Raw genomic sequence first — 18,779 nt, 5'->3', positions numbered from 1 at the left:
CCATGTTCCTTCATTATTTAGATTTAAGCTGGCGCAGCTTTAAGCGCACGCCACTTGTGAGCTTTTTAATGGTACTGGCCATTGCCATTGGTATTGGCGTAACCATGACAAGCTTATCTGTGTATCACATGATGTCAGCAGACCCTATTCCTGAAAAAAGTAGTGACCTTTATACAGTACAGCTACAAACCATGGATGAAGGCCGTACGTGGTGGACAGTCGATAACATGCCACTGCAATTAACTTATCAGGATGCCGTTAACCTTAATCAAGCGAATGCGGGTGGCAAACGTGTCACTATGGTTAGAACGGGTTTTTCGGTTTATTTAGACTCAGATAAAGTTAAACCATTTATTGGACAAGCACGCCTAACCACGCCTGATTTTTTCGATATGTTTAACCTATCGTTTATTTACGGTGGGGTTTGGAGCGCGCAACAAGAAGCCGATGCAGCCCCTGTTGTGGTGATCAATAAAGAATTAAACGACAAGTTATTCGCAGGTGAAAACCCGGTAGGCAAAATGGTGTACCTCGATGATGCCAGCTACGAAGTTATTGGCGTGATTGATGATTGGGATATCACCACCAAATATTATGATCTGAACAACGGTGCATTTAATAAGACCGAGCAACTATTTTTACCATTTAGCCTAATGAAAGCACGCCAGCTTGAAAACTGGGGTAATACCAATGGTTGGAAGCACGAAAAAACCAATACCTTTAACGACAAACTCAATTCTGAAATGGTGTGGTTACAATTTTGGGTTGAACTAAAAACACCTGCAGAAAAACAAGCTTACCAAGACTTTTTAATGGCCTATATGCAAGAGCAACAAAAGCTAGGTCGTTTTAACCGCGAAAAATTAACCGCTACCTTACGCGATGTAAATGAGTGGATGCAGTACAACAATGTTGTTAGCGAAGACAACGAAATTCTGGTTGGCCTTAGCTTTATGTTTTTAGCGGTATGCCTTGCCAACATTTTAGGCTTATTACTAGCGAAGTTCTTGCGCCGCGCTCCTGAGGTCGGTGTACGCCGTGCATTAGGTGCCAGCAAACGCCAAATATTCTTTCAACATATTGTTGAGGTTGCCATGTTAGGTTTCTTAGGTGGCATCTTGGGTATTATTTTGGCGCAAGTGGGTTTATTAGGCGTACGTCAAAGCTATAGCTACTACCAAAGCTTAGCCACTATGGACTTAACCATGCTACTCAGCGCACCTGTGATTGCAATTAGCACCTGTGTTATAGCGGGTCTGTACCCTGCTTGGCTGGTATGTAAAACCAACCCTGCTATTTATCTTAAGAGCCAATAAGGAAGACACCCATGTTAGAAATTAAACCTATCTTTCACGCCTTATGCCGCTCAAAAGTTGGCGCTATTTTATTACTGATCCAAATTGCCATCACCACTGCAATTGTTAGTAATGCGGCGTTTATTATCCAAGACAGAATTAGCTATTTAAGCCAAGAGACTGGCTATCCTGAACAAGACATTTTCGTTTTTAATGTCATGATGTTTGGCAAAGATGTGTCGCCGTCACAGCAATATGAGCTTGATGAAGCCATGCTTCGTCAAATACCTGGTGTAGTTGATGCTGCTTATTCAAGTAATACACCGCTTTCGGGCAGTGGCTCTTCGTCAGATTTTAGTTTAAAGCCAGCACCTGAAGAGAGTAAATCAGCGCGTAGCTCTTACATGTTTATCGATGAGCATGGCATTAATACTTATGGTGTAAAACTCATTGCTGGGCGTAACTACACCGAAGACGAAGTGATCGTCACCGATAACTATGATGAGCTTTCAAAAGTAACCGTTGTTACTAAAACTCTACTCGATGAGTTGTTCCCTGAAGGCAATGGTTTAGGGCAAACAGTCTACTTTGGTGACATTCCAATGAAAATAATTGGTGTTATTGATCTAATGAAAGGCCCTTGGCTTAAAGACAGCCGCCCAGATAACGTAGCACTGCTGCCTTTTATTAAACCTGGTACAAATGCACGCTTTGTGGTTAGAACAGAGCCTGGTCAACGCCAATCAGTCATGAACCGTGTTGAAGAAGCCATGCTAAAAAACTACAACAAACGCGTTATTTCTCGCATTCGTGGCTTAGATGACGATAAAGAGTCATACATGGCTGAAGATACATTAATGATGCGCATGTTGATTGTACTTATTACTATTTTAGTGTTGGTGACGGCCCTGGGTATTTTCGGCCTAACGCTGTTCAATATTAGCAAGCGTACTAAACAAATAGGCACTCGCCGCGCTTTAGGCGCCAGAAAATCGGCCATCATCAGCTACTTCTTAGTTGAAAACGCCATGATATGTATCGTTGGTTTAGTGATTGGTGTAATTGCTGCCGTGTATTTAGGCCAGTTGCTCATGCAGCACTTTTCAATAGCTCAGCTTGATGTTAGCTACGTGCTTGCTACAGCGCTGGCAGTGTTCGTTATGAGTTTATTAGCAGTCCTTGCACCTGCAAAACGGGCGGCGAATATCTCACCGAGCATTGCAACTCGAACAATTTAGTTCTCCCAACCTATGCTACACTGGATTAACAGTGTAGCATTCATCTTGCACCCTTATTAGGAAAATAACTAAAACAATAATATGGAAAAAATACTTATCGTCGACGATAACCCAGCCATTTTGGATGCATTGTCGTTATTACTCGAAATTCACGGTTTTGATGTTGTTACAGCAAGTAACCCGTTTGAGGCAATTCAAGCCGTACAATACCAACGTATTGCGCTTGTTATTCAAGACATGAACTTTACCGCCGACACCACTTCCGGCGAAGAAGGCAAAGAACTTTTTTATGCCTTACGAGACATAAATCCTCACCTACCGATTATTTTGATCACCGCATGGACAGAGCTTTCTACTGCCGTTGAACTTGTCAAAGCAGGGGCTGCTGATTATTTACCAAAACCATGGGACGACGCCAAGCTACTTACTTGTGTAAATAATCTAATCGAACTGGGTAAAGCAAAACAGCAAAACGAGACTTTTACCCGCCACCAGCAAGAGCGTGACGCATCTGTACGACAAGCAAATTTGGTGGGCTTGGTTTATAAAAGTACCGCTATGGAGCACATTGTTAATCTTGCGATTCAAGTGGCTAAATCGGATATTTCAGTACTGATCACAGGCCCCAACGGCAGTGGTAAAGAACGCATTGCACAAATAATACAAGCCAATTCATTATTAGCAGATAAACCCTTTATCACTGTTAATGCCGGTGCTTTGCCAAGCGAGCTTATTGAGGCTGAGTTATTTGGTGCCGAAGCTGGCGCTTATACAGGTATTACCAAACAGCGTATTGGTCGTTTTGAAGCGGCCGATGGTGGCACCCTATTTTTAGACGAAATTGGTAACTTGCCACTTTCTGGGCAAATGAAATTATTACGCATTTTACAAACCGGTGAATTTGAACGTTTAGGTTCAACACAAACACGTAAAGTGAATGTGCGGGTGATTTCAGCAACCAATGAAGATTTAAGCCATGCAATTAAAACAGGTCAATTTCGAGAAGACCTTTACTACCGCTTAAATGTAATTGAGTTAAATTTACCAAGCCTTGCCCATCGCCCAGATGATATTTTAGCTTTAGTCGCACACTTTTTACCTGAGCGCACACTGTCGCTAAGTACAGAAAAAGCCCTGCTCGCCCATAGTTGGCCGGGTAATGTTCGTGAGCTTGAAAATGCCTGTAAACGCGCTGGCGTTTTAAAACCCTCAGGGGTGATTGAGCTTGCTGATTTTGGCTTACAAGTTGAAACAAACAGCCCAACACAAACAAGAGCAGAGCCTAACAAACAGGAGATCGAACTTGCCATGCGCGAATACAAAGGTGTAATTGCTAAAGTGGCTCGCCATTTTGGTTTAAGCCGCCAAGCGCTTTATCGCAGGCTTGATAAATTTAAGATTGAATACTAATGCGTTTTTCGTTTCGATATAAAATCATAACCTTATGTATTGCAGCGTCTGCATTGCCGCTAATATTGGTGTGTTATTTTGCGGGCATAAGCTTGCTTTACAGCCTATTAGCCCTACTCGCTTGCACCTTGATAAGCGGATTTTTTGCCGCGCAATTATCAGCTCCGCTCATTGATGGCATGAACTCGCTCGAAACCGGGCTGCTTAATTTTAAAGATGGTGAGCTGGCTACATTATTAGCCTATGATGGCAGTGATGAGCTAGGTGATTTATGCCGGCTTTATAACCAAACTGCAAAACAGCTTCGCCAAGAAAAACAATGGATTTATCAGCGTGAGCTGATGCTCGATAAAGTACTGCAAAGCTCGCCACAAGCTGTGCTTTTGACTAACGACCAAGGCTTGATTGTGTATAGCAACCATAGCGCTCGCAGCTTACTCGATGCTAAATCAGCCCTTGAAGGCGCCAAGCTAGAAAACTTATTAGATTCAAGCTGCGAGCAATTAACGCGTGCCATACACAAAGGTGTTGATGGCTTATTTACCCTCGACAAAGCAGATCAAGAATCACAAACTTGGCATATGGCAACAGGCCGATTATTACTTAATAATCAGTTTCACCAACTGTATGTTTTTAAACAACTGACCCGCGAACTAAGCCGCCAAGAAGTAGAGGTATGGAAAAAAGTTATTCGTATTATTAGCCATGAGCTAAACAACTCCCTAGGGCCAATGTCGTCGATGCTTCATAGCGCGCAACTTTTAACAAAAGAAGTCGATGAACCACGCTTAAAACGGGTATTTACCACCATTGAAGACCGCATAAAACACCTTAATGAGTTTGTACAAGGCTATGGTAAATTTGCCAAGTTACCCACCCCTCAACTATCAACGATTAACTGGCCTACGCTGATTGAGCAATTAAAAAGTCAGTGGCAAGTCGAGGTTTCACTTGATGAGCGTGTAACAACTGACGCTGATCACACTCAGCTTGAACAATTACTTATAAACTTATTAAAAAATGCCTATGAGTCAGGGTCAAACCCCGAAGATGTCAGCTTAACAGTGCAACAAGAAGCAAGTGGCACACACATCACGGTGAGTGATAAAGGTAAAGGCATGAGTGAAGCTGTAATGGCTAACGCACTTATACCCTTTTACTCCACTAAAGCAACAGGCAGCGGCTTAGGGTTAGCACTTTGCAGGGAAATAGTTGAAGCGCACCACGGGCAAATTAGCTTGCATAACCGCGAGCAAGGTGGATTAAGCGTGCATGTTTTGCTGCCCGCGTAATACAACAGATACAAAAAAGCCGCAATCAGCGGCTTCTTTCTACACTAAATATAATTATTCAGCGTCTTTTTCTTTGTACTTTGCAGCTGTTTCAGTGATTAGTGGCTGTAATTCACCACGTTGAAACATTTCGATAATAATGTCACAACCACCGATAAGTTCGCCTTCTACCCATAACTGTGGGAATGTTGGCCAGTTTGCGTATGCAGGTAACTCTGCACGGATATCTGGGTTAAGTAGAATGTCAACGTAAGCAAACTGCTCACCACACGCCATAAGTGCTTGTGATGCTTGTGAAGAAAAACCACAGTTAGGTAACTTTGGTGATCCTTTCATGTAAAGAAGAATTGGATTTTCAGAAATTTGCTGTTTAATTTTATCGATGGTTTCCATTTACAACCTCAAAAAAGACATTGGCTTACTACATTGGCCTTGAAAAAGTTTCACTCTGGCCTCAGATATATAACTTAAAATCGGCATTCGTAGCCACAATTTTAAATAGTCTTTAGCAATAGCATTGCTGTTTGCTAAAACTTGAGTAAAATACTCAACAATTATAGTAACACTATAATACCACTTGGTATAGGGAAGTACGCTGTTTACCTTGCTATTACCTATAACTGAGTGGACTATCAACCAAGAAGATGGAGATAAAAAATGGCATTTGAACTACCGTCACTACCATACGCAATCGATGCATTAGAGCCACATATTTCAAAAGAGACTCTAGAGTTTCACCACGGTAAACACCACAACACTTACGTTGTGAAATTAAACGGTCTGATCCCAGGCACAGAATTCGAAAACAAATCTCTAGAAGAAATCGTATGTTCTTCAGAAGGTGGCGTATTTAACAATGCTGCACAAATCTGGAACCACACGTTCTACTGGAACAGCCTATCTCCAAATGGTGGTGGCGAGCCTACAGGCGCAATCGCTGACGCGATCAACGCTAAATGGGGTTCTTTCGACGCATTCAAAGAAGCGTTAAACGACAAAGCAGTAAACAACTTCGGTTCAAGCTGGACTTGGTTAGTTAAACTAGCTGACGGCACTCTTGATATCGTTAACACATCAAATGCTGCAACGCCATTAACTGATGAAGGTGTTACACCAATCCTAACTGTGGATCTTTGGGAACACGCTTACTACATCGATTACCGTAACGTTCGTCCAGATTACCTAAAAGGTTTCTGGGCATTAGTTAACTGGGACTTCGCGAACGCTAACTTCGCTTAATCTTCTGTTACTAGCAGTAATCAAAAAAAGACGCTTCGGCGTCTTTTTTATTGCCAGTGCACGCCCCTTCTAAGTCGCAGCCAAGCCCTCAGCCAAAAAGCGTAATCAAGATGAGCTTTTTTCAATTAAATTCTTAATTTTCTTGCGCAAAAATTCAAAATCGTGACTAAGCTTTAATTAGCCTTTGCTTTTCTCTTAATCTAATTACACGTCATTTTAGCGGGTTTTCGGAGGTCTCTATGAGTATTTTTGAGCATTACCAATCACGATACGAAGCAGCGCAAGAAGAAGAATACAGTATTGAGGAATTTCTCGAGATCTGTAAGAAGGATAAATCAGCTTATGCCAGCGCACCTGAGCGGCTATTGATGGCCATCGGTGAGCCGGAGATTATCGACACTTCAACCGATGCGCGCTTAAGCAGGCTGTTTTCTAATCGCGTAGTCGCACGCTACCCTGCATTTCACGATTTTTATGGTATGGAAGATGCCATTGAGCAAATCGTTTCTTATTTAAAACATGCTGCGCAAGGCTTAGAAGAATGTAAGCAAGTACTGTATTTACTTGGCCCAGTAGGTGGCGGTAAATCATCCATTGCTGAAAAACTAAAATACTTAATGCAGCAGGTACCTATTTACTCAATCAAAGGCTCGCCTGTTAACGACCACCCTTTAGCGTTATTTGACCCAAATGAAGACGCTGAACTTTTAGAAAAAGAATACGGCATTAAACCGCGTTATTTAAAAACGGTGATGTCACCGTGGGCTGCAAAACGCTTAAGTGAATTTAATGGTGATATTAGCCAATTTAGAGTGGTTAAGCGCTTCCCATCTATTTTAAATCAAGTCGCGATTGCGAAAACTGAGCCCGGCGATGAAAACAATCAAGACATTTCAGCGTTAGTTGGTAAGGTAGATATTCGCCAGCTTGAGCACTTTGCACAGAACGACCCTGATGCCTACGCCTACTCAGGTGCACTTTGTTTAGCAAACCAAGGCTTAATGGAATTTGTGGAAATGTTTAAAGCGCCAATCAAGGTGCTACATCCACTGCTTACAGCTACGCAAGAAGGCAATTACAACGGCACAGAAGGCATTAGTGCCCTGCCGTTTAATGGCATGATTTTAGCTCACTCAAATGAATCTGAGTGGCAAACATTTAAAAACAACAAAAACAATGAAGCATTTTTAGACCGTGTTTACATCGTCAAAGTGCCTTATTGTTTACGTGTTTCTGAAGAAGTTAAAATTTACAACAAACTTCTTGAAAACAGTGAATTACATGATGCACCTTGTGCACCGGGCACATTAAAAACACTGGCACAATTTACCACTCTTTCGCGTATTAAAGAGCCTGAAAACTCAAGTATTTATTCAAAAATGCGGGTGTATGACGGCGAAAGCTTAAAAGACACCGATCCGAAAGCGAAGTCGTATCAAGAATACCGCGATTACGCGGGTGTTGATGAGGGCATGACCGGGCTTTCTACTCGCTTTGCGTTCAAGATCCTATCGCGGGTATTTAACTTCGATACCACTGAAGTGGCAGCCAACCCAGTGCACTTATTCTATGTTCTTGAACAGCAAATTGAGCGAGAGCAATTTACCGCCGATGTTGAAGAGCGTTACTTAAGCCACTTAAAAGGATACCTCATTCCTCAGTATGTAGAGTTTATCGGGAAAGAGTTACAAACAGCCTATTTAGAGTCTTACTCTGAATATGGGCAAAACATCTTTGACCGCTACGTCACTTATGCAGATTTCTGGATCCAAGATCAAGAATACCGCGACCCAGATACTGGCCAGTTATTTGACCGTGCTGCGCTTAACGCAGAACTTGAGAAGATTGAAAAACCTGCGGGTATTTCAAACCCTAAAGATTTCCGTAATGAGATAGTTAATTTCGTACTGCGGGCGCGTGCCCACAACCAAGGCAAGAATCCGCTTTGGACCAGCTACGAAAAACTTCGCACAGTTATTGAGAAGAAAATGTTCTCAAATACCGAAGATCTGCTGCCGGTTATTTCCTTCAATGCGAAAACCTCTGCAGAAGATCAGAAAAAACACGAAGACTTTGTCAATCGTATGGTTGAGAAAGGCTATACCCAAAAACAAGTACGTTTACTTTCTGAATGGTATTTACGCGTTAGAAAATCGCAGTAAAAAACGTTTGTTTTAAGGGGGTTGTTATGGCGCATTTTATTGACCGACGCCTGAATGGAAAAAACAAAAGTACCTTGAATCGTCAACGATTCATCAGGCGTTATAAAAAACAGATTAAAGAAGCGGTATCTGATGCCATTAATAAGCGCAGCGTAACCGATACCACCAGCGGCGAGAGTATCTCTATTCCGCAACGTGATATCAGTGAGCCTATTTTTCATCAAGGACGTGGTGGCGACCGTGAACAGATCCACCCAGGCAATGACCAGTTTTCTACGGGCGACAAAATCAAGCGCCCGCAAGGAGGCGGTCAAGGTGGTGGTAGCGGCGAAGGTGAAGCAAGTGACTCTGGTGAGGGACAAGACGACTTTGTATTCTCTATTTCAAAAGATGAATACTTAGACTTATTGTTCGAAGATCTTGAGCTGCCTAACCTGCAACAAAACCAGCTCGATAAACTGGTGCAGATGAAAACCCATCGCGCTGGTTTTTGTAACGACGGCATGCCAAGCAATATTGATATTGTTCGCTCATTGCAAGGCTCGCTTGCTCGAAGAGTGGCGATGACTGCAGGCAAAAAACGTCACCTTGCAGAGCTTGAAGGTCAGCTCGCTCTGCTACAAGCTGAAGAGCAGCCAGACAAGGCAGCCATTGCGTTACTTGAACGTCAGATTGAGGAGCTGCAAAACCGCATTAAAGCAGTGCCATTTATTGATAATTACGACTTACGTTTTCGTAATTATGAAAAGCAACCACACCCAACAAGCAAAGCTGTGATGTTTTGTTTAATGGATGTGTCTGGCTCGATGGATCAAGCCACGAAAGACATGGCAAAACGTTTTTATATTCTGCTTTATCAATTTTTAACTCGTAGCTACAAAAATATAGAGGTTGTCTATATTCGTCATCATACCCAAGCGAAAGAAGTTGATGAGCAAGAGTTTTTCTATTCTCAAGAAACGGGTGGCACCATAGTATCAAGTGCATTAAAACTGATGAACGAAATCATCGCTGAACGTTATAACCCTGAAGAGTGGAACATTTACGCAGCGCAAGCCTCTGATGGTGATAACTGGGCTGATGATTCGCCAAACTGTGGCGAAATTTTACGTAATAAACTGTTAAAGGCGGTGCGCTATTACGCCTATATCGAAATTACAGCCCGTGCTCATCAAAGTTTATGGCGAGAGTATCAATCAATAGTGCAAACCCACGACAATTTTGCCATGCAACACATTCGTGGCGTTGAGGACATTTACCCTATTTTCCGTGAATTATTTAAAAAGAATCGTCAGCAGCAAGGCGCCGCATAGCCTTGCCAGTGAGGTAAAGTATGGCCGATAAACGTATTAGCGACGGTCCTGATTGGACATTTGATCTACTAACAGAGTATCAAACTGAGATTGAACGGGTAGCGAAAATTTATAAACTCGATACCTACCCTAATCAAATTGAGGTGATCACTGCTGAACAAATGATGGATGCCTATTCGAGTGTGGGTATGCCGATTGGCTATAGCCACTGGTCGTATGGTAAAAAATTCATTCAAACAGAGCAGAATTATAAGCGTGGGCAAATGGGCCTCGCTTATGAAATTGTCATTAACTCAGATCCTTGCATTGCCTATTTAATGGAAGAAAACACCCTGCCAATGCAAGCCTTGGTAATGGCCCATGCCTGTTATGGTCACAACTCATTTTTTAAAGGCAATTACTTATTTAAAACCTGGACTGATGCCAGCTCAATTATCGATTACTTATTATTTGCCAAAAATTACATTGCCAAGTGCGAAGAGAAATACGGTATTACCGAGGTCGAAAACCTGATTGATTCATGTCATGCATTAATGAATTATGGTGTTGACCGCTACAAACGCCCGCAACGTATTTCTCTTTATGAAGAGCAAAAACGCCAACAAGAACGTGAAGACTACCTACAATCTCAAGTCAACGAGTTGTGGCGCACAATCCCTACTTCGCAGCAAGAGTCGAAAAAGCGTGAACGCCGCTTCCCTGCTGAGCCACAAGAAAACATTTTGTACTTCATCGAAAAAAATGCGCCGCTGCTAGAATCATGGCAACGAGAAATAATTCGTATTGTGCGTAAAATTTCGCAATATTTTTACCCACAAAAACAAACTCAAGTGATGAATGAGGGCTGGGCTACGTTTTGGCATTACACCATTTTGAACCATCTGTACGACGAAGGTAAGCTCACCGATGCCTTTATGCTCGAGTTTTTACAAAGTCACACCAATGTGGTGTATCAACCACCCTACAACAGTAATTATTATTCAGGGATCAACCCCTATGCTCTTGGCTTTAACATGATGGTTGATATTCGCCGTATCTGCGAAAACCCAACAGAAGAAGACAAGAAATGGTTTCCAGAGTATGCCGGCAGCGATTGGTTAGAAACCTTGCACTTTGCAATGCAAAACTTTAAAGACGAGAGCTTCATTAGCCAGTTTTTATCGCCAAAAATTATTCGTGATTTTAAGTTGTTTACCATTATTGATCATGAAAAAGAGCCAACCCTCAATGTCGGTGCTATTCATGATGAAATGGGCTATCACCAAGTTCGTGAAACCCTGTCGGCACAATACAACCTAAGTAATCACGAACCAAATATTCAAGTCTATAATGTTGATATTAGAGGAGATCGTTCACTTACTCTGCGTTATGTACCCCATAACAATATTCCTTTAAACAAGTCTAAAGATGAAGTACTAAAACACCTTTACAGGCTATGGGGCTTTAAGGTAAAACTGGAACAAGAAAGCGCAACAGGTGAAGTTTCATTATTGGGTGAATGCCCAAGCAGTGATGCCCGACACACAACAGAGTAACCAAAAATGAATAAAAAGATATTGGTGATCATCGACTCAACGGCCGATGCTAAAACATCTATATTACATGCAAGACAAAAAGCCAAAGGCATGAAGCATATTGATATTGTTGCTTTTAGCTACGAAGACACCAATAACATTTTATTCTCTATTCCACCTGATGAAGCGCTCACTATTCAAGACAAAGAGCTTGCTAAAGTCCGTGCAGCACTTGGTCCACTTATCAGCGAGTATTTAGATGATGATAGCTATACTTTGCAAACCCTGTGGCATGAAAGCCCAGTACAATGGCTAGCCAATGAGCTTGATACGTCAGATTATGAAATGGTGATTAAAACTCGCCACATCGACGAAGAAACGCAATTTACAGAGCTAGACTGGCAGCTTATTCGCTTTAGCCCGCTGCCACTTTATTTGGCCGCCGATAACAAATGGCGTAACAATACCAATGTGCTAGCAGCCCTTGATTTAGGCAGTGAGAAGGCGACTAAATACTGTTTAAACGAAGCAATTATCAAAGCAGGCTTAGCCTATGCAAAAGACTACGACAGCGAGTTTTATGCCTGTTATACCGTACATGTATCACCGTTTTTACGTGATTTAGGCATTGTATTTTCAGATGAGCAAGTGATTAAAGCCTTTGAAAAGCTACCCGTAGCACAGCGAACCTTAATCGAAGCGCACGACTTAAAAGACAAGCTTAAAATCAAAGCCGGTGTGGTTGAGCAAGTGATCCCAAGTGTTGCAGCTAAATTAAATGCTGACTTAGTGATTATGGGTTCGGTGGGTAATACAGGTATTAAAGGTCATTTAATTGGTAATACCGCCGAAAAAGTCATGAAGCTACTTAAAACAGATATTCTTGTTTTACCGCCACTTGGGGTTTAATTTGCTTAACTGAATAGAGTTACTATGAAAAAGGGGCTTAATTGCCCCTTGTTTGTTTATAAATCTGTGTAAGCTGTGACCTTGTTACGGCCGTTTTCTTTTGAGTGATATAAGGCTTTATCGGCGGCTTCAACCCACTTTTCGTAGCGATCAAACTTCTCGTCGAAGCAGGCAAAGCCAATACTGACCGTCAGTTGAATTTGTTTGCCATCAAAGTAAATTGATGAGTTCTCAATGAGTGTTCTTAATCGCTCAGCAAATATATGTGCACCTTCATGATCAGTATCAAGCAAGGTTACCGCAAACTCTTCACCGCCATAGCGACCTGCTAAGTCTGTTTCACGCAGAGTTTTACGCAGTAAGTCTGCAATATGACGCAGCGCCTCATCACCGCCGCGATGGCCATGTTCATCATTGACCTTTTTAAAGTGATCAATATCAAACATTAACAAGGTGCTGCACCCGCCACTGCGCACTATGCGCATGTATTCTTTGCGTAGCTTTTCTTCCCAATAACCACGGTTAGTAAGCTTAGTAAGTGCATCGGTACGGCTCATTTGTTCAAGCTTGCTATTCGCTTCTTCTAGCTCTTTTTTATTCACCGCTTCATCGGTTACATCATAGATAATGATACAGATATGCGATACTTCACCTGTGGTCGTCGTCAGTGGAATAAAAGTGGCATTTTGATACATATGATCCGCTTTACCGGTAATTGGGCGGTAATTCTTAAAACGGAAAATATATGGCTGCTGCTCCCAAATAGTAAATGAGCGATTATTTAAAATGAACACAGACTCAGATTTGCTGCGAAACCACTTTTCATCGATTGATGGAAACAAATCAAACAGGTCTTTATCTTTCACCGCGCTTGGCAATAGGCCAGAATGGTTTTCCATAAACCCATTCCAGATGCATACTTTGTAGTCTCTATCGAGCACCACTAGGCCTACATCAACGGTATTAAACATATCCATTAACCAATGGAGTTCATTCATATTAAAATCGGCTGCAGGCATAGTTTAGTCTTCTAATAAATAAGCTACTTTGTACTTAAGGGTTTTTAATGAGTCCTCGGTGAACAGCAACATCAAATCACAGTTAATATTGTGATTTTCGATGCCATAGCTGATCTCAATCGCCAGCGTTCGTTGCCAGCGAGATTTATTCGCCTTTACTAAATCAGATACATCACAGTGTTGTCCCAGCACCACAGGATGACCTTGGCTAAAACGCATATCTAATTGGTGCGACAGTCCTGTCAGAATAGCCCCTATTAATATGTTACTCACATCCATTAATAGCTCTAATTCAACTTTATCGTTGAGCTCACCCTCATAATTCATTAACGAGGCGATTTCTTTAAAACTTGAATCATTTAACAGCAATAGTGCTTCGCCAGAAACACCGCCGCCAATAAAACCCTGACATACACCTGAGGTTGCGGCATTGGCATCAATCGAGCGCAAAGCCATATCTAGTTCATTGACTTCTAAAACATTTACATTAGGAATAGGAAGCTTTACGAATACATTAAGAAGACGCGCTAATAAGTCTCCAGCTTGCCCCATTGCGACATTGGTGAGTTCTTGGTAGATATCACGCACATCGGGATCAACTTGCTCACCTAGCTTATTAGCAAGACGCTCACGCATGGCTTTATCTTTAATACCATGATGTTCAATAATACTCGCTAGTTTCTCGGCGGAACAAGGTTTTTGAATAAAGTCGATTGCGCCTAACTCAAGCACACGTCGATGAGCATTAGGTTGGATGTCTCCAGATACAACAACAGTGAGAACATGAAGGTCTTGTTCTTGAATGGCTTGCAGTACTTCGTAACCATCCATTTCAGGCATGTTTAAATCGAGAAATAAAATTTCCGGCTGAATTTTTTTGATTTGCTCAATACAGTGAACACCATTTTCAGCAAACTCAATTTTTATATCCCAATCATCGGGTAAAGAGCGTGCTAATTGTCGACGTGCTAACTTTGAATCATCACAAACTAATACCGATGTTGACATATATTCTCTCTAAATCCACACTTTCTAACTAGCAAAAACATTAACTAGTAACTTTATTCTTATTTTTATATGTAAAAAATAGGGTCACAGGCACATGTTAATCAAACTAATGGTTATTTACAATTTTAAATTGTACTAATCCTTGGAGCCACTTCATGAGTATAATACACTGAAGTTAAATGCGTTAATTTAAAGGAATTTTATTATGTTACGTCCGCTAATGTTTGCATTAGGCGCTGTGTGCACGTTTACTTATGCAGGTGATTTATCAGAAAATAGTTTAGACGCAGGTAAGGTTTCAGCCCAGTCTAAACCGGTTACTTTACTAGGGCAAGGTGTTGAAGTTGGCCAACAAGCACCTAATTTTAAAGTAGTAGATGGCAACTTTACCCCCGTCACACTAGACAACTATCGAGGCCAAGCAGTGCTTTTAAGCGTTGTGCCAAGTTTAGACACAGGTGTATGTAGTATTCAAACCAAACACTTCAATGAAAAAGTAGCTTCAGAATACCCAAGTGTGGCGATGCTGACCTTAAGCGCAGATTTACCGTTCGCACAGAAGCGTTTTTGTAAAGCCGAGAATATAGACAAAGTAGTGACCTTATCTGACTCTGTATGGCGTGACTTTGGTAAGAACTACGGTTTGATTATCAAAGATATGGGCTTGTTAACCCGTGCCGTATTTGTGCTCGATAAAGACCATAACATCGTTTACAAGCAGCTTGTCGATAACCTTTCAAAAGAGCCTGATTACGACAGTGCTATTGCGGCATTAAAGAAACTGTAAAAGCGCAATTTTAACTTGCAGTGATACAAACACAAAAAAACCGCCCAAGGCGGTTTTTTCATATCAGCAATTAGGCTATTAACCTAAAAGCTCACCAAGTTGTTGGCTAACAGCTTCAACAGCTTGAGTACCGTCTAACTTGTGGTACTGAGTGTTACCCGCTTTTGCTTCTGCTTGGTAGTAATCAACTAATGGTTTAGTTTGGTCGTGGTAAATACCTAAACGCTTACGAACTGTTTCTTCAGTGTCGTCATCACGAATGATTAGGTCTTCACCTGTGATGTCATCTTTACCATCAACTTTAGGTGGATTATAAACAACGTGATAAACACGACCAGAGCCAGGGTGTACGCGACGGCCGCCCATACGCTCAACGATGATTTCGTCAGCAACGTCAAATTCGATAACGTGATCAACTACCACGCCATTCTCTTTCATTGCATCTGCTTGAGGAATAGTACGAGGGAAACCGTCTAGTAAGAAACCTTTTTCGCAATCAGGTTTAGCAATGCGCTCTTTAACTAGACCGATAATAATTTCGTCAGATACTAATTGACCTGCATCCATTACTTTTTTAGCTTCAAGACCAAGTGGTGTACCTTCTTTGATTGCTGCACGCAGCATATCGCCCGTAGAAATTTGTGGAATACCGTATTTGTCCATCAAAAACTGAGCTTGAGTACCTTTACCTGCACCCGGCGCGCCCAAAAGAATAATGCGCATATCATTGTCCTCTGTGTGATACTAATCTTAAAAATGGTCGATCAGTGGAGTTTTGTTTTTAGAGCCTGAATTCTTCCACAACTAAGGCTATACCTCAAGTAACTTATACCAATTGCCTATATTAGCGGCAATAAAAAAGGGAGCCTTGCTCCCTTTCCAAACTCATTGCGCTAAAACGCTTATTTGCTTAAATCTAGCATAAGTTTGTTCAAACGAGTTACAAAGCCTGCAGGGTCTTTTAACGTACCGCGCTCAGCCAGTAATGCTTGATCTAGAAGCACTTGTGACCACTGGGCAAACTTGTCTTCATCTTGTTCAACATTTAAGTGTTTAACAAGCTGATGCTCTGGGTTAAGCTCAAAAATTGGCTTTTGCTCAGGCACTGTTTGACCAACTGATTCCATTAACTTTTGCATTTGCGAGCTCATATCGTGCTCATCTGCAACAACACATGCAGGAGAGTCAGTTAGACGGTGCGTAAAGCGTACGTCTTTAACGTTATCACCTAGTGCAGTTTTAATGCGCTCAACTAGGCCTGCAACTTCTTTTTCTGACTCTTCTTGCGCTTTTTTAGTTTCTTCGTCATCCATGTTGCCTAAATCTAAGTCACCACGAGTAATTGACTGGAATGATTTTTCGTTGAACTCTGTTAAGTAGCTCATCATCCACTCATCAACACGGTCGCTTAATAGCAATACTTCGATGCCCTTCTTACGGAAGATCTCTAAGTGTGGTGAGTTCTTCGCTGCAGCGAATGAATCAGCAACTACATAGTAGATCTTGTCTTGCTCTGGCTTCATACGCTCAATATATTGCTCAAGCGATACATTTTGTGTGCTTTCATCAGTGTGTGTAGAAGCAAAACGCAGTAGCTTAGCAATGGCTTCTTTGTTAGCCGCATCTTCAGCTGGGCCTTCTTTTAACACCTGACCAAACTCGTTCCAGAACGTTTGGTAATCTTCTTCGCGGTTTTTCGCCATACGCTCAAGCATCTTAAGTACGCGCGACGTACACCCTTTACGGATTGCTTGTGTTACTTTGTTGTCTTGTAAGATTTCACGCGACACGTTTAGTGGTAAGTCGTTTGAATCAAGTAAACCTTTCACAAAACGTAAGTAGCTTGGCATGAACTGCTCAGCGTCATCCATGATGAAAACGCGTTGTACATACAGTTTTAAACCTGATTGACGCTCACGGTTCCATAAATCGAAAGGTGCTTTTTTCGGGATGTATAACAAGCTAGTGTACTCAGTTTTACCTTCAACCTTGTTATGTGCCCAGCTTAGTGGCTCTTCCCAATCGTGACCGATATGCTTATAAAACTCTTTGTACTCTTCGTCTGTTACTTCTGACTTGTCACGGGTCCATAGTGCTGTCGCGCGGTTAATACCTTCCCACTCGCCTGGCTGTGCTGGAATTTTCTCGCCGTCAGGACCTTCAGATTCAGGTACCTCTGCTTTATACATCTCAACTGGAATAGAAATATGGTCTGAATATTTAGTTACGATGCTACGTAAACGGAACTCATCAGCAAATTCTGTTTCGTCTTCACGAAGGTGAAGAATGATTTCAGTACCACGTGATGGTTTATCAATCTCTTGTAATGTGTACTCACCTTCGCCTGCAGATTGCCATTCAATACCTTGGCTTTCACCTGCTTTACGCGTACGCACTGTTACTTTGTCAGCAACGATAAACGCTGAGTAAAAACCAACACCAAATTGACCAATCAATTGTGAATCTTTGCTTTGGTCACCAGTTAGGTTTTGGAAAAATTCTGCGGTGCCTGATTTTGCAATTGTACCTAGTGAATTGATCACATCTTCACGGCTCATACCAATACCATTATCAGTAATGGTGACCGTGTTTGCTTCTTTATCGGCACTGATACGTACTTTTAGTTCCGCATCGTTTTCGTATAAATCGCCATTAGAAAGCGCAAGGAAACGTAATTTATCTGCCGCATCTGACGCGTTTGATACAAGCTCACGTAGGAAAATCTCTTTATTAGAGTAAAGAGAGTGAATCATCAGGTTTAATAGTTGTTTGACTTCTGTTTGAAAGCCTAATGTTTCTTTTTGTGCTGCAGTCATTGTGTAAATCTCCAATTAACAAAGTGTCTAATCTGCACTATGACTCTTTATATGGGGCAGGCTTTTTGAACTTCAAGGCAAAAAATTAAATTTACGGCTAAATTGGGGGCTATATACAAAAAAGCCTGCTTAAAGCAGGCTTTTGACACCATATTAGGTATTAGTTTTGGTTTACGGCGCGTCGTCCGCTAAATGCATGCATCAATGTCATACCATCAAGTAAGTCGAGCTCACCACCAACAGGGACACCGTGAGCAATTCGAGATGCACCTACCTGATACTTATGACAAAGCTCAGCAATGTAGTGGGCTGTGGTTTCACCTTCAACACTTGGATTGGTCGCGAGGATCACCTCATTAATGCCGCCTTGTTGCAACTTACTTTCAAGAATATCAAGGCCAATTTCTTTTGGTCCTATGCCATCAATTGGCGACAAGTGACCCATTAAAACAAAGTAAAGACCTTGGTATTGACCTGTTTGCTCAATCGCGAGTACATCGGTTGGTGATTCGACCACACACAATAAACCACTATCTTGGCGTTTAACACTTGAACAAATATCGCATACAGCTTGCTCTGTAAAAGTACGACAAGATTGACAATGCCCTACTTCATCCATTGCCTTGGTTAATGCATGGCCAAGCTGTTTACCACCCTGACGGTCACGCTCAAGTAAATGAAAAGCAATGCGCTGTGCCGACTTAGGGCCTATGCCCGGCTGGCATCGTAGCGCTTCAATTAGCTGTGTTAAACTAGGAGATAGTTGCATACAAAATC

The 18,779-nt window shown here is 41.8% G+C and carries 16 protein-coding genes; 10 read left to right on the top strand and 6 right to left on the bottom strand.

Going from position 1 to position 18,779, the window contains the following annotated elements; translation table 11 throughout:
* Positions 1-2: 2 nt before the first annotated feature.
* The 4 genes from NO991_RS04665 to NO991_RS04650 all read left to right on the top strand — a co-directional run bounded on the left by NO991_RS04665 (position 3) and on the right by NO991_RS04650 (position 5,235).
* Positions 3-1,316 carry an ABC transporter permease gene (locus NO991_RS04665; RefSeq protein WP_300542603.1) on the top strand — a complete coding sequence of 438 codons (1,314 nt, stop codon included), beginning with the start codon at positions 3-5 and terminating at the stop codon, positions 1,314-1,316.
* Between the two features lie 11 nt (positions 1,317-1,327).
* On the top strand, positions 1,328-2,533 hold the full coding sequence (locus NO991_RS04660) for an ABC transporter permease (RefSeq protein WP_138600449.1): 1,206 nt from the start codon (positions 1,328-1,330) through the stop codon (positions 2,531-2,533).
* 81 nt (positions 2,534-2,614) lie between these two features.
* Positions 2,615-3,943, top strand: coding sequence for a sigma-54 dependent transcriptional regulator (locus NO991_RS04655; RefSeq protein WP_300358780.1), 1,329 nt, complete (start codon positions 2,615-2,617; stop codon positions 3,941-3,943).
* Positions 3,943-5,235: a PAS domain-containing sensor histidine kinase gene (locus NO991_RS04650; RefSeq protein ID WP_300358777.1), complete on the top strand. Its 1,293-nt coding sequence runs from the start codon at positions 3,943-3,945 to the stop codon at positions 5,233-5,235. Before NO991_RS04655 ends, NO991_RS04650 begins: the two co-directional genes overlap by 1 nt.
* Before the next feature lie 54 nt (positions 5,236-5,289).
* Here the strand turns inward: NO991_RS04650 and NO991_RS04645 are convergent, their stop codons facing one another.
* Positions 5,290-5,628 carry a Grx4 family monothiol glutaredoxin gene (locus NO991_RS04645; RefSeq protein ID WP_054551536.1) on the bottom strand — a complete coding sequence of 113 codons (339 nt, stop codon included), beginning with the start codon at positions 5,626-5,628 and terminating at the stop codon, positions 5,290-5,292.
* A gap of 264 nt (positions 5,629-5,892) precedes the next feature.
* Here NO991_RS04645 and NO991_RS04640 point away from each other — a divergent pair, with 264 nt between their 5' ends.
* From NO991_RS04640 to NO991_RS04620, 5 genes are all read left to right on the top strand, one after another.
* Complete coding sequence (locus tag NO991_RS04640) at positions 5,893-6,474, top strand: superoxide dismutase (protein ID WP_054551537.1); 582 nt, start codon at positions 5,893-5,895, stop codon at positions 6,472-6,474.
* A 239-nt stretch (positions 6,475-6,713) separates the two neighbouring features.
* The gene (locus tag NO991_RS04635) at positions 6,714-8,636 is read left to right on the top strand and encodes a PrkA family serine protein kinase (RefSeq protein ID WP_054551538.1); all 1,923 of its coding nucleotides are present in this window, start codon (positions 6,714-6,716) and stop codon (positions 8,634-8,636) included.
* 26 nt (positions 8,637-8,662) lie between these two features.
* Positions 8,663-9,949 carry a YeaH/YhbH family protein gene (locus tag NO991_RS04630; protein ID WP_130167088.1) on the top strand — a complete coding sequence of 429 codons (1,287 nt, stop codon included), beginning with the start codon at positions 8,663-8,665 and terminating at the stop codon, positions 9,947-9,949.
* Between the two features lie 20 nt (positions 9,950-9,969).
* Positions 9,970-11,484 (top strand): SpoVR family protein, encoded by a 1,515-nt coding sequence (locus tag NO991_RS04625; protein WP_300358770.1) that lies wholly within the window; start codon positions 9,970-9,972, stop codon positions 11,482-11,484.
* A 6-nt stretch (positions 11,485-11,490) separates the two neighbouring features.
* On the top strand, positions 11,491-12,372 hold the full coding sequence (locus NO991_RS04620) for a universal stress protein (protein WP_300358767.1): 882 nt from the start codon (positions 11,491-11,493) through the stop codon (positions 12,370-12,372).
* 56 nt (positions 12,373-12,428) lie between these two features.
* On the opposite strand, the gene NO991_RS04615 is transcribed toward NO991_RS04620, so the two are convergent.
* Both NO991_RS04615 and NO991_RS04610 read right to left on the bottom strand, forming a co-directional pair.
* Positions 12,429-13,391 (bottom strand): diguanylate cyclase, encoded by a 963-nt coding sequence (locus NO991_RS04615; protein ID WP_054551542.1) that lies wholly within the window; start codon positions 13,389-13,391, stop codon positions 12,429-12,431.
* A gap of 3 nt (positions 13,392-13,394) precedes the next feature.
* On the bottom strand, positions 13,395-14,399 hold the full coding sequence (locus NO991_RS04610) for a response regulator (protein ID WP_054551543.1): 1,005 nt from the start codon (positions 14,397-14,399) through the stop codon (positions 13,395-13,397).
* Positions 14,400-14,604: 205 nt separating this feature from the next.
* Here NO991_RS04610 and tpx point away from each other — a divergent pair, with 205 nt between their 5' ends.
* On the top strand, positions 14,605-15,186 hold the full coding sequence (gene tpx / locus NO991_RS04605; RefSeq protein ID WP_371351715.1) for a thiol peroxidase: 582 nt from the start codon (positions 14,605-14,607) through the stop codon (positions 15,184-15,186).
* 78 nt (positions 15,187-15,264) lie between these two features.
* Here tpx and adk read toward each other — a convergent pair whose 3' ends face one another.
* The 3 genes from adk to recR all read right to left on the bottom strand — a co-directional run bounded on the left by adk (position 15,265) and on the right by recR (position 18,771).
* Positions 15,265-15,909 (bottom strand): adenylate kinase, encoded by a 645-nt coding sequence (gene adk / locus NO991_RS04600; protein WP_036967590.1) that lies wholly within the window; start codon positions 15,907-15,909, stop codon positions 15,265-15,267.
* 179 nt (positions 15,910-16,088) lie between these two features.
* Positions 16,089-18,002 (bottom strand): molecular chaperone HtpG, encoded by a 1,914-nt coding sequence (gene htpG / locus NO991_RS04595; protein WP_138600431.1) that lies wholly within the window; start codon positions 18,000-18,002, stop codon positions 16,089-16,091.
* 160 nt (positions 18,003-18,162) lie between these two features.
* Entirely contained in the window at positions 18,163-18,771 is a 609-nt protein-coding gene (gene recR / locus NO991_RS04590; protein ID WP_054551546.1) for a recombination mediator RecR, read from the bottom strand.
* Positions 18,772-18,779: the final 8 nt, after the last annotated feature.

Origin of the sequence: Pseudoalteromonas sp. DY56-GL22, assembly GCF_041414715.1 — a bacterium.
Classification (GTDB): domain Bacteria; phylum Pseudomonadota; class Gammaproteobacteria; order Enterobacterales; family Alteromonadaceae; genus Pseudoalteromonas; species Pseudoalteromonas simplex.
Note: the sequence above shows the minus strand (reverse complement) of the source record. Positions and strands in the feature narration are given on the sequence as shown.

Excerpts from the sequence above, each read along its gene's own strand:
- NO991_RS04630 (WP_130167088.1), top strand. The coding sequence starts at position 8,663 with ATGGCGCATTTTATTGACCGACGCCTGAATGGAAAAAACAAAAGTACC.
- htpG (WP_138600431.1), bottom strand. The coding sequence starts at position 18,002 with ATGACTGCAGCACAAAAAGAAACATTAGGCTTTCAAACAGAAGTCAAA.
- tpx (WP_371351715.1), top strand. The coding sequence starts at position 14,605 with ATGTTACGTCCGCTAATGTTTGCATTAGGCGCTGTGTGCACGTTTACT.
- NO991_RS04655 (WP_300358780.1), top strand. The coding sequence starts at position 2,615 with ATGGAAAAAATACTTATCGTCGACGATAACCCAGCCATTTTGGATGCA.
- NO991_RS04640 (WP_054551537.1), top strand. The coding sequence starts at position 5,893 with ATGGCATTTGAACTACCGTCACTACCATACGCAATCGATGCATTAGAG.
- NO991_RS04635 (WP_054551538.1), top strand. The coding sequence starts at position 6,714 with ATGAGTATTTTTGAGCATTACCAATCACGATACGAAGCAGCGCAAGAA.
- NO991_RS04625 (WP_300358770.1), top strand. The coding sequence starts at position 9,970 with ATGGCCGATAAACGTATTAGCGACGGTCCTGATTGGACATTTGATCTA.
- NO991_RS04610 (WP_054551543.1), bottom strand. The coding sequence starts at position 14,399 with ATGTCAACATCGGTATTAGTTTGTGATGATTCAAAGTTAGCACGTCGA.
- NO991_RS04660 (WP_138600449.1), top strand. The coding sequence starts at position 1,328 with ATGTTAGAAATTAAACCTATCTTTCACGCCTTATGCCGCTCAAAAGTT.
- recR (WP_054551546.1), bottom strand. The coding sequence starts at position 18,771 with ATGCAACTATCTCCTAGTTTAACACAGCTAATTGAAGCGCTACGATGC.
- NO991_RS04615 (WP_054551542.1), bottom strand. The coding sequence starts at position 13,391 with ATGCCTGCAGCCGATTTTAATATGAATGAACTCCATTGGTTAATGGAT.
- NO991_RS04665 (WP_300542603.1), top strand. The coding sequence starts at position 3 with ATGTTCCTTCATTATTTAGATTTAAGCTGGCGCAGCTTTAAGCGCACG.
- NO991_RS04650 (WP_300358777.1), top strand. The coding sequence starts at position 3,943 with ATGCGTTTTTCGTTTCGATATAAAATCATAACCTTATGTATTGCAGCG.
- adk (WP_036967590.1), bottom strand. The coding sequence starts at position 15,909 with ATGCGCATTATTCTTTTGGGCGCGCCGGGTGCAGGTAAAGGTACTCAA.
- NO991_RS04645 (WP_054551536.1), bottom strand. The coding sequence starts at position 5,628 with ATGGAAACCATCGATAAAATTAAACAGCAAATTTCTGAAAATCCAATT.
- NO991_RS04620 (WP_300358767.1), top strand. The coding sequence starts at position 11,491 with ATGAATAAAAAGATATTGGTGATCATCGACTCAACGGCCGATGCTAAA.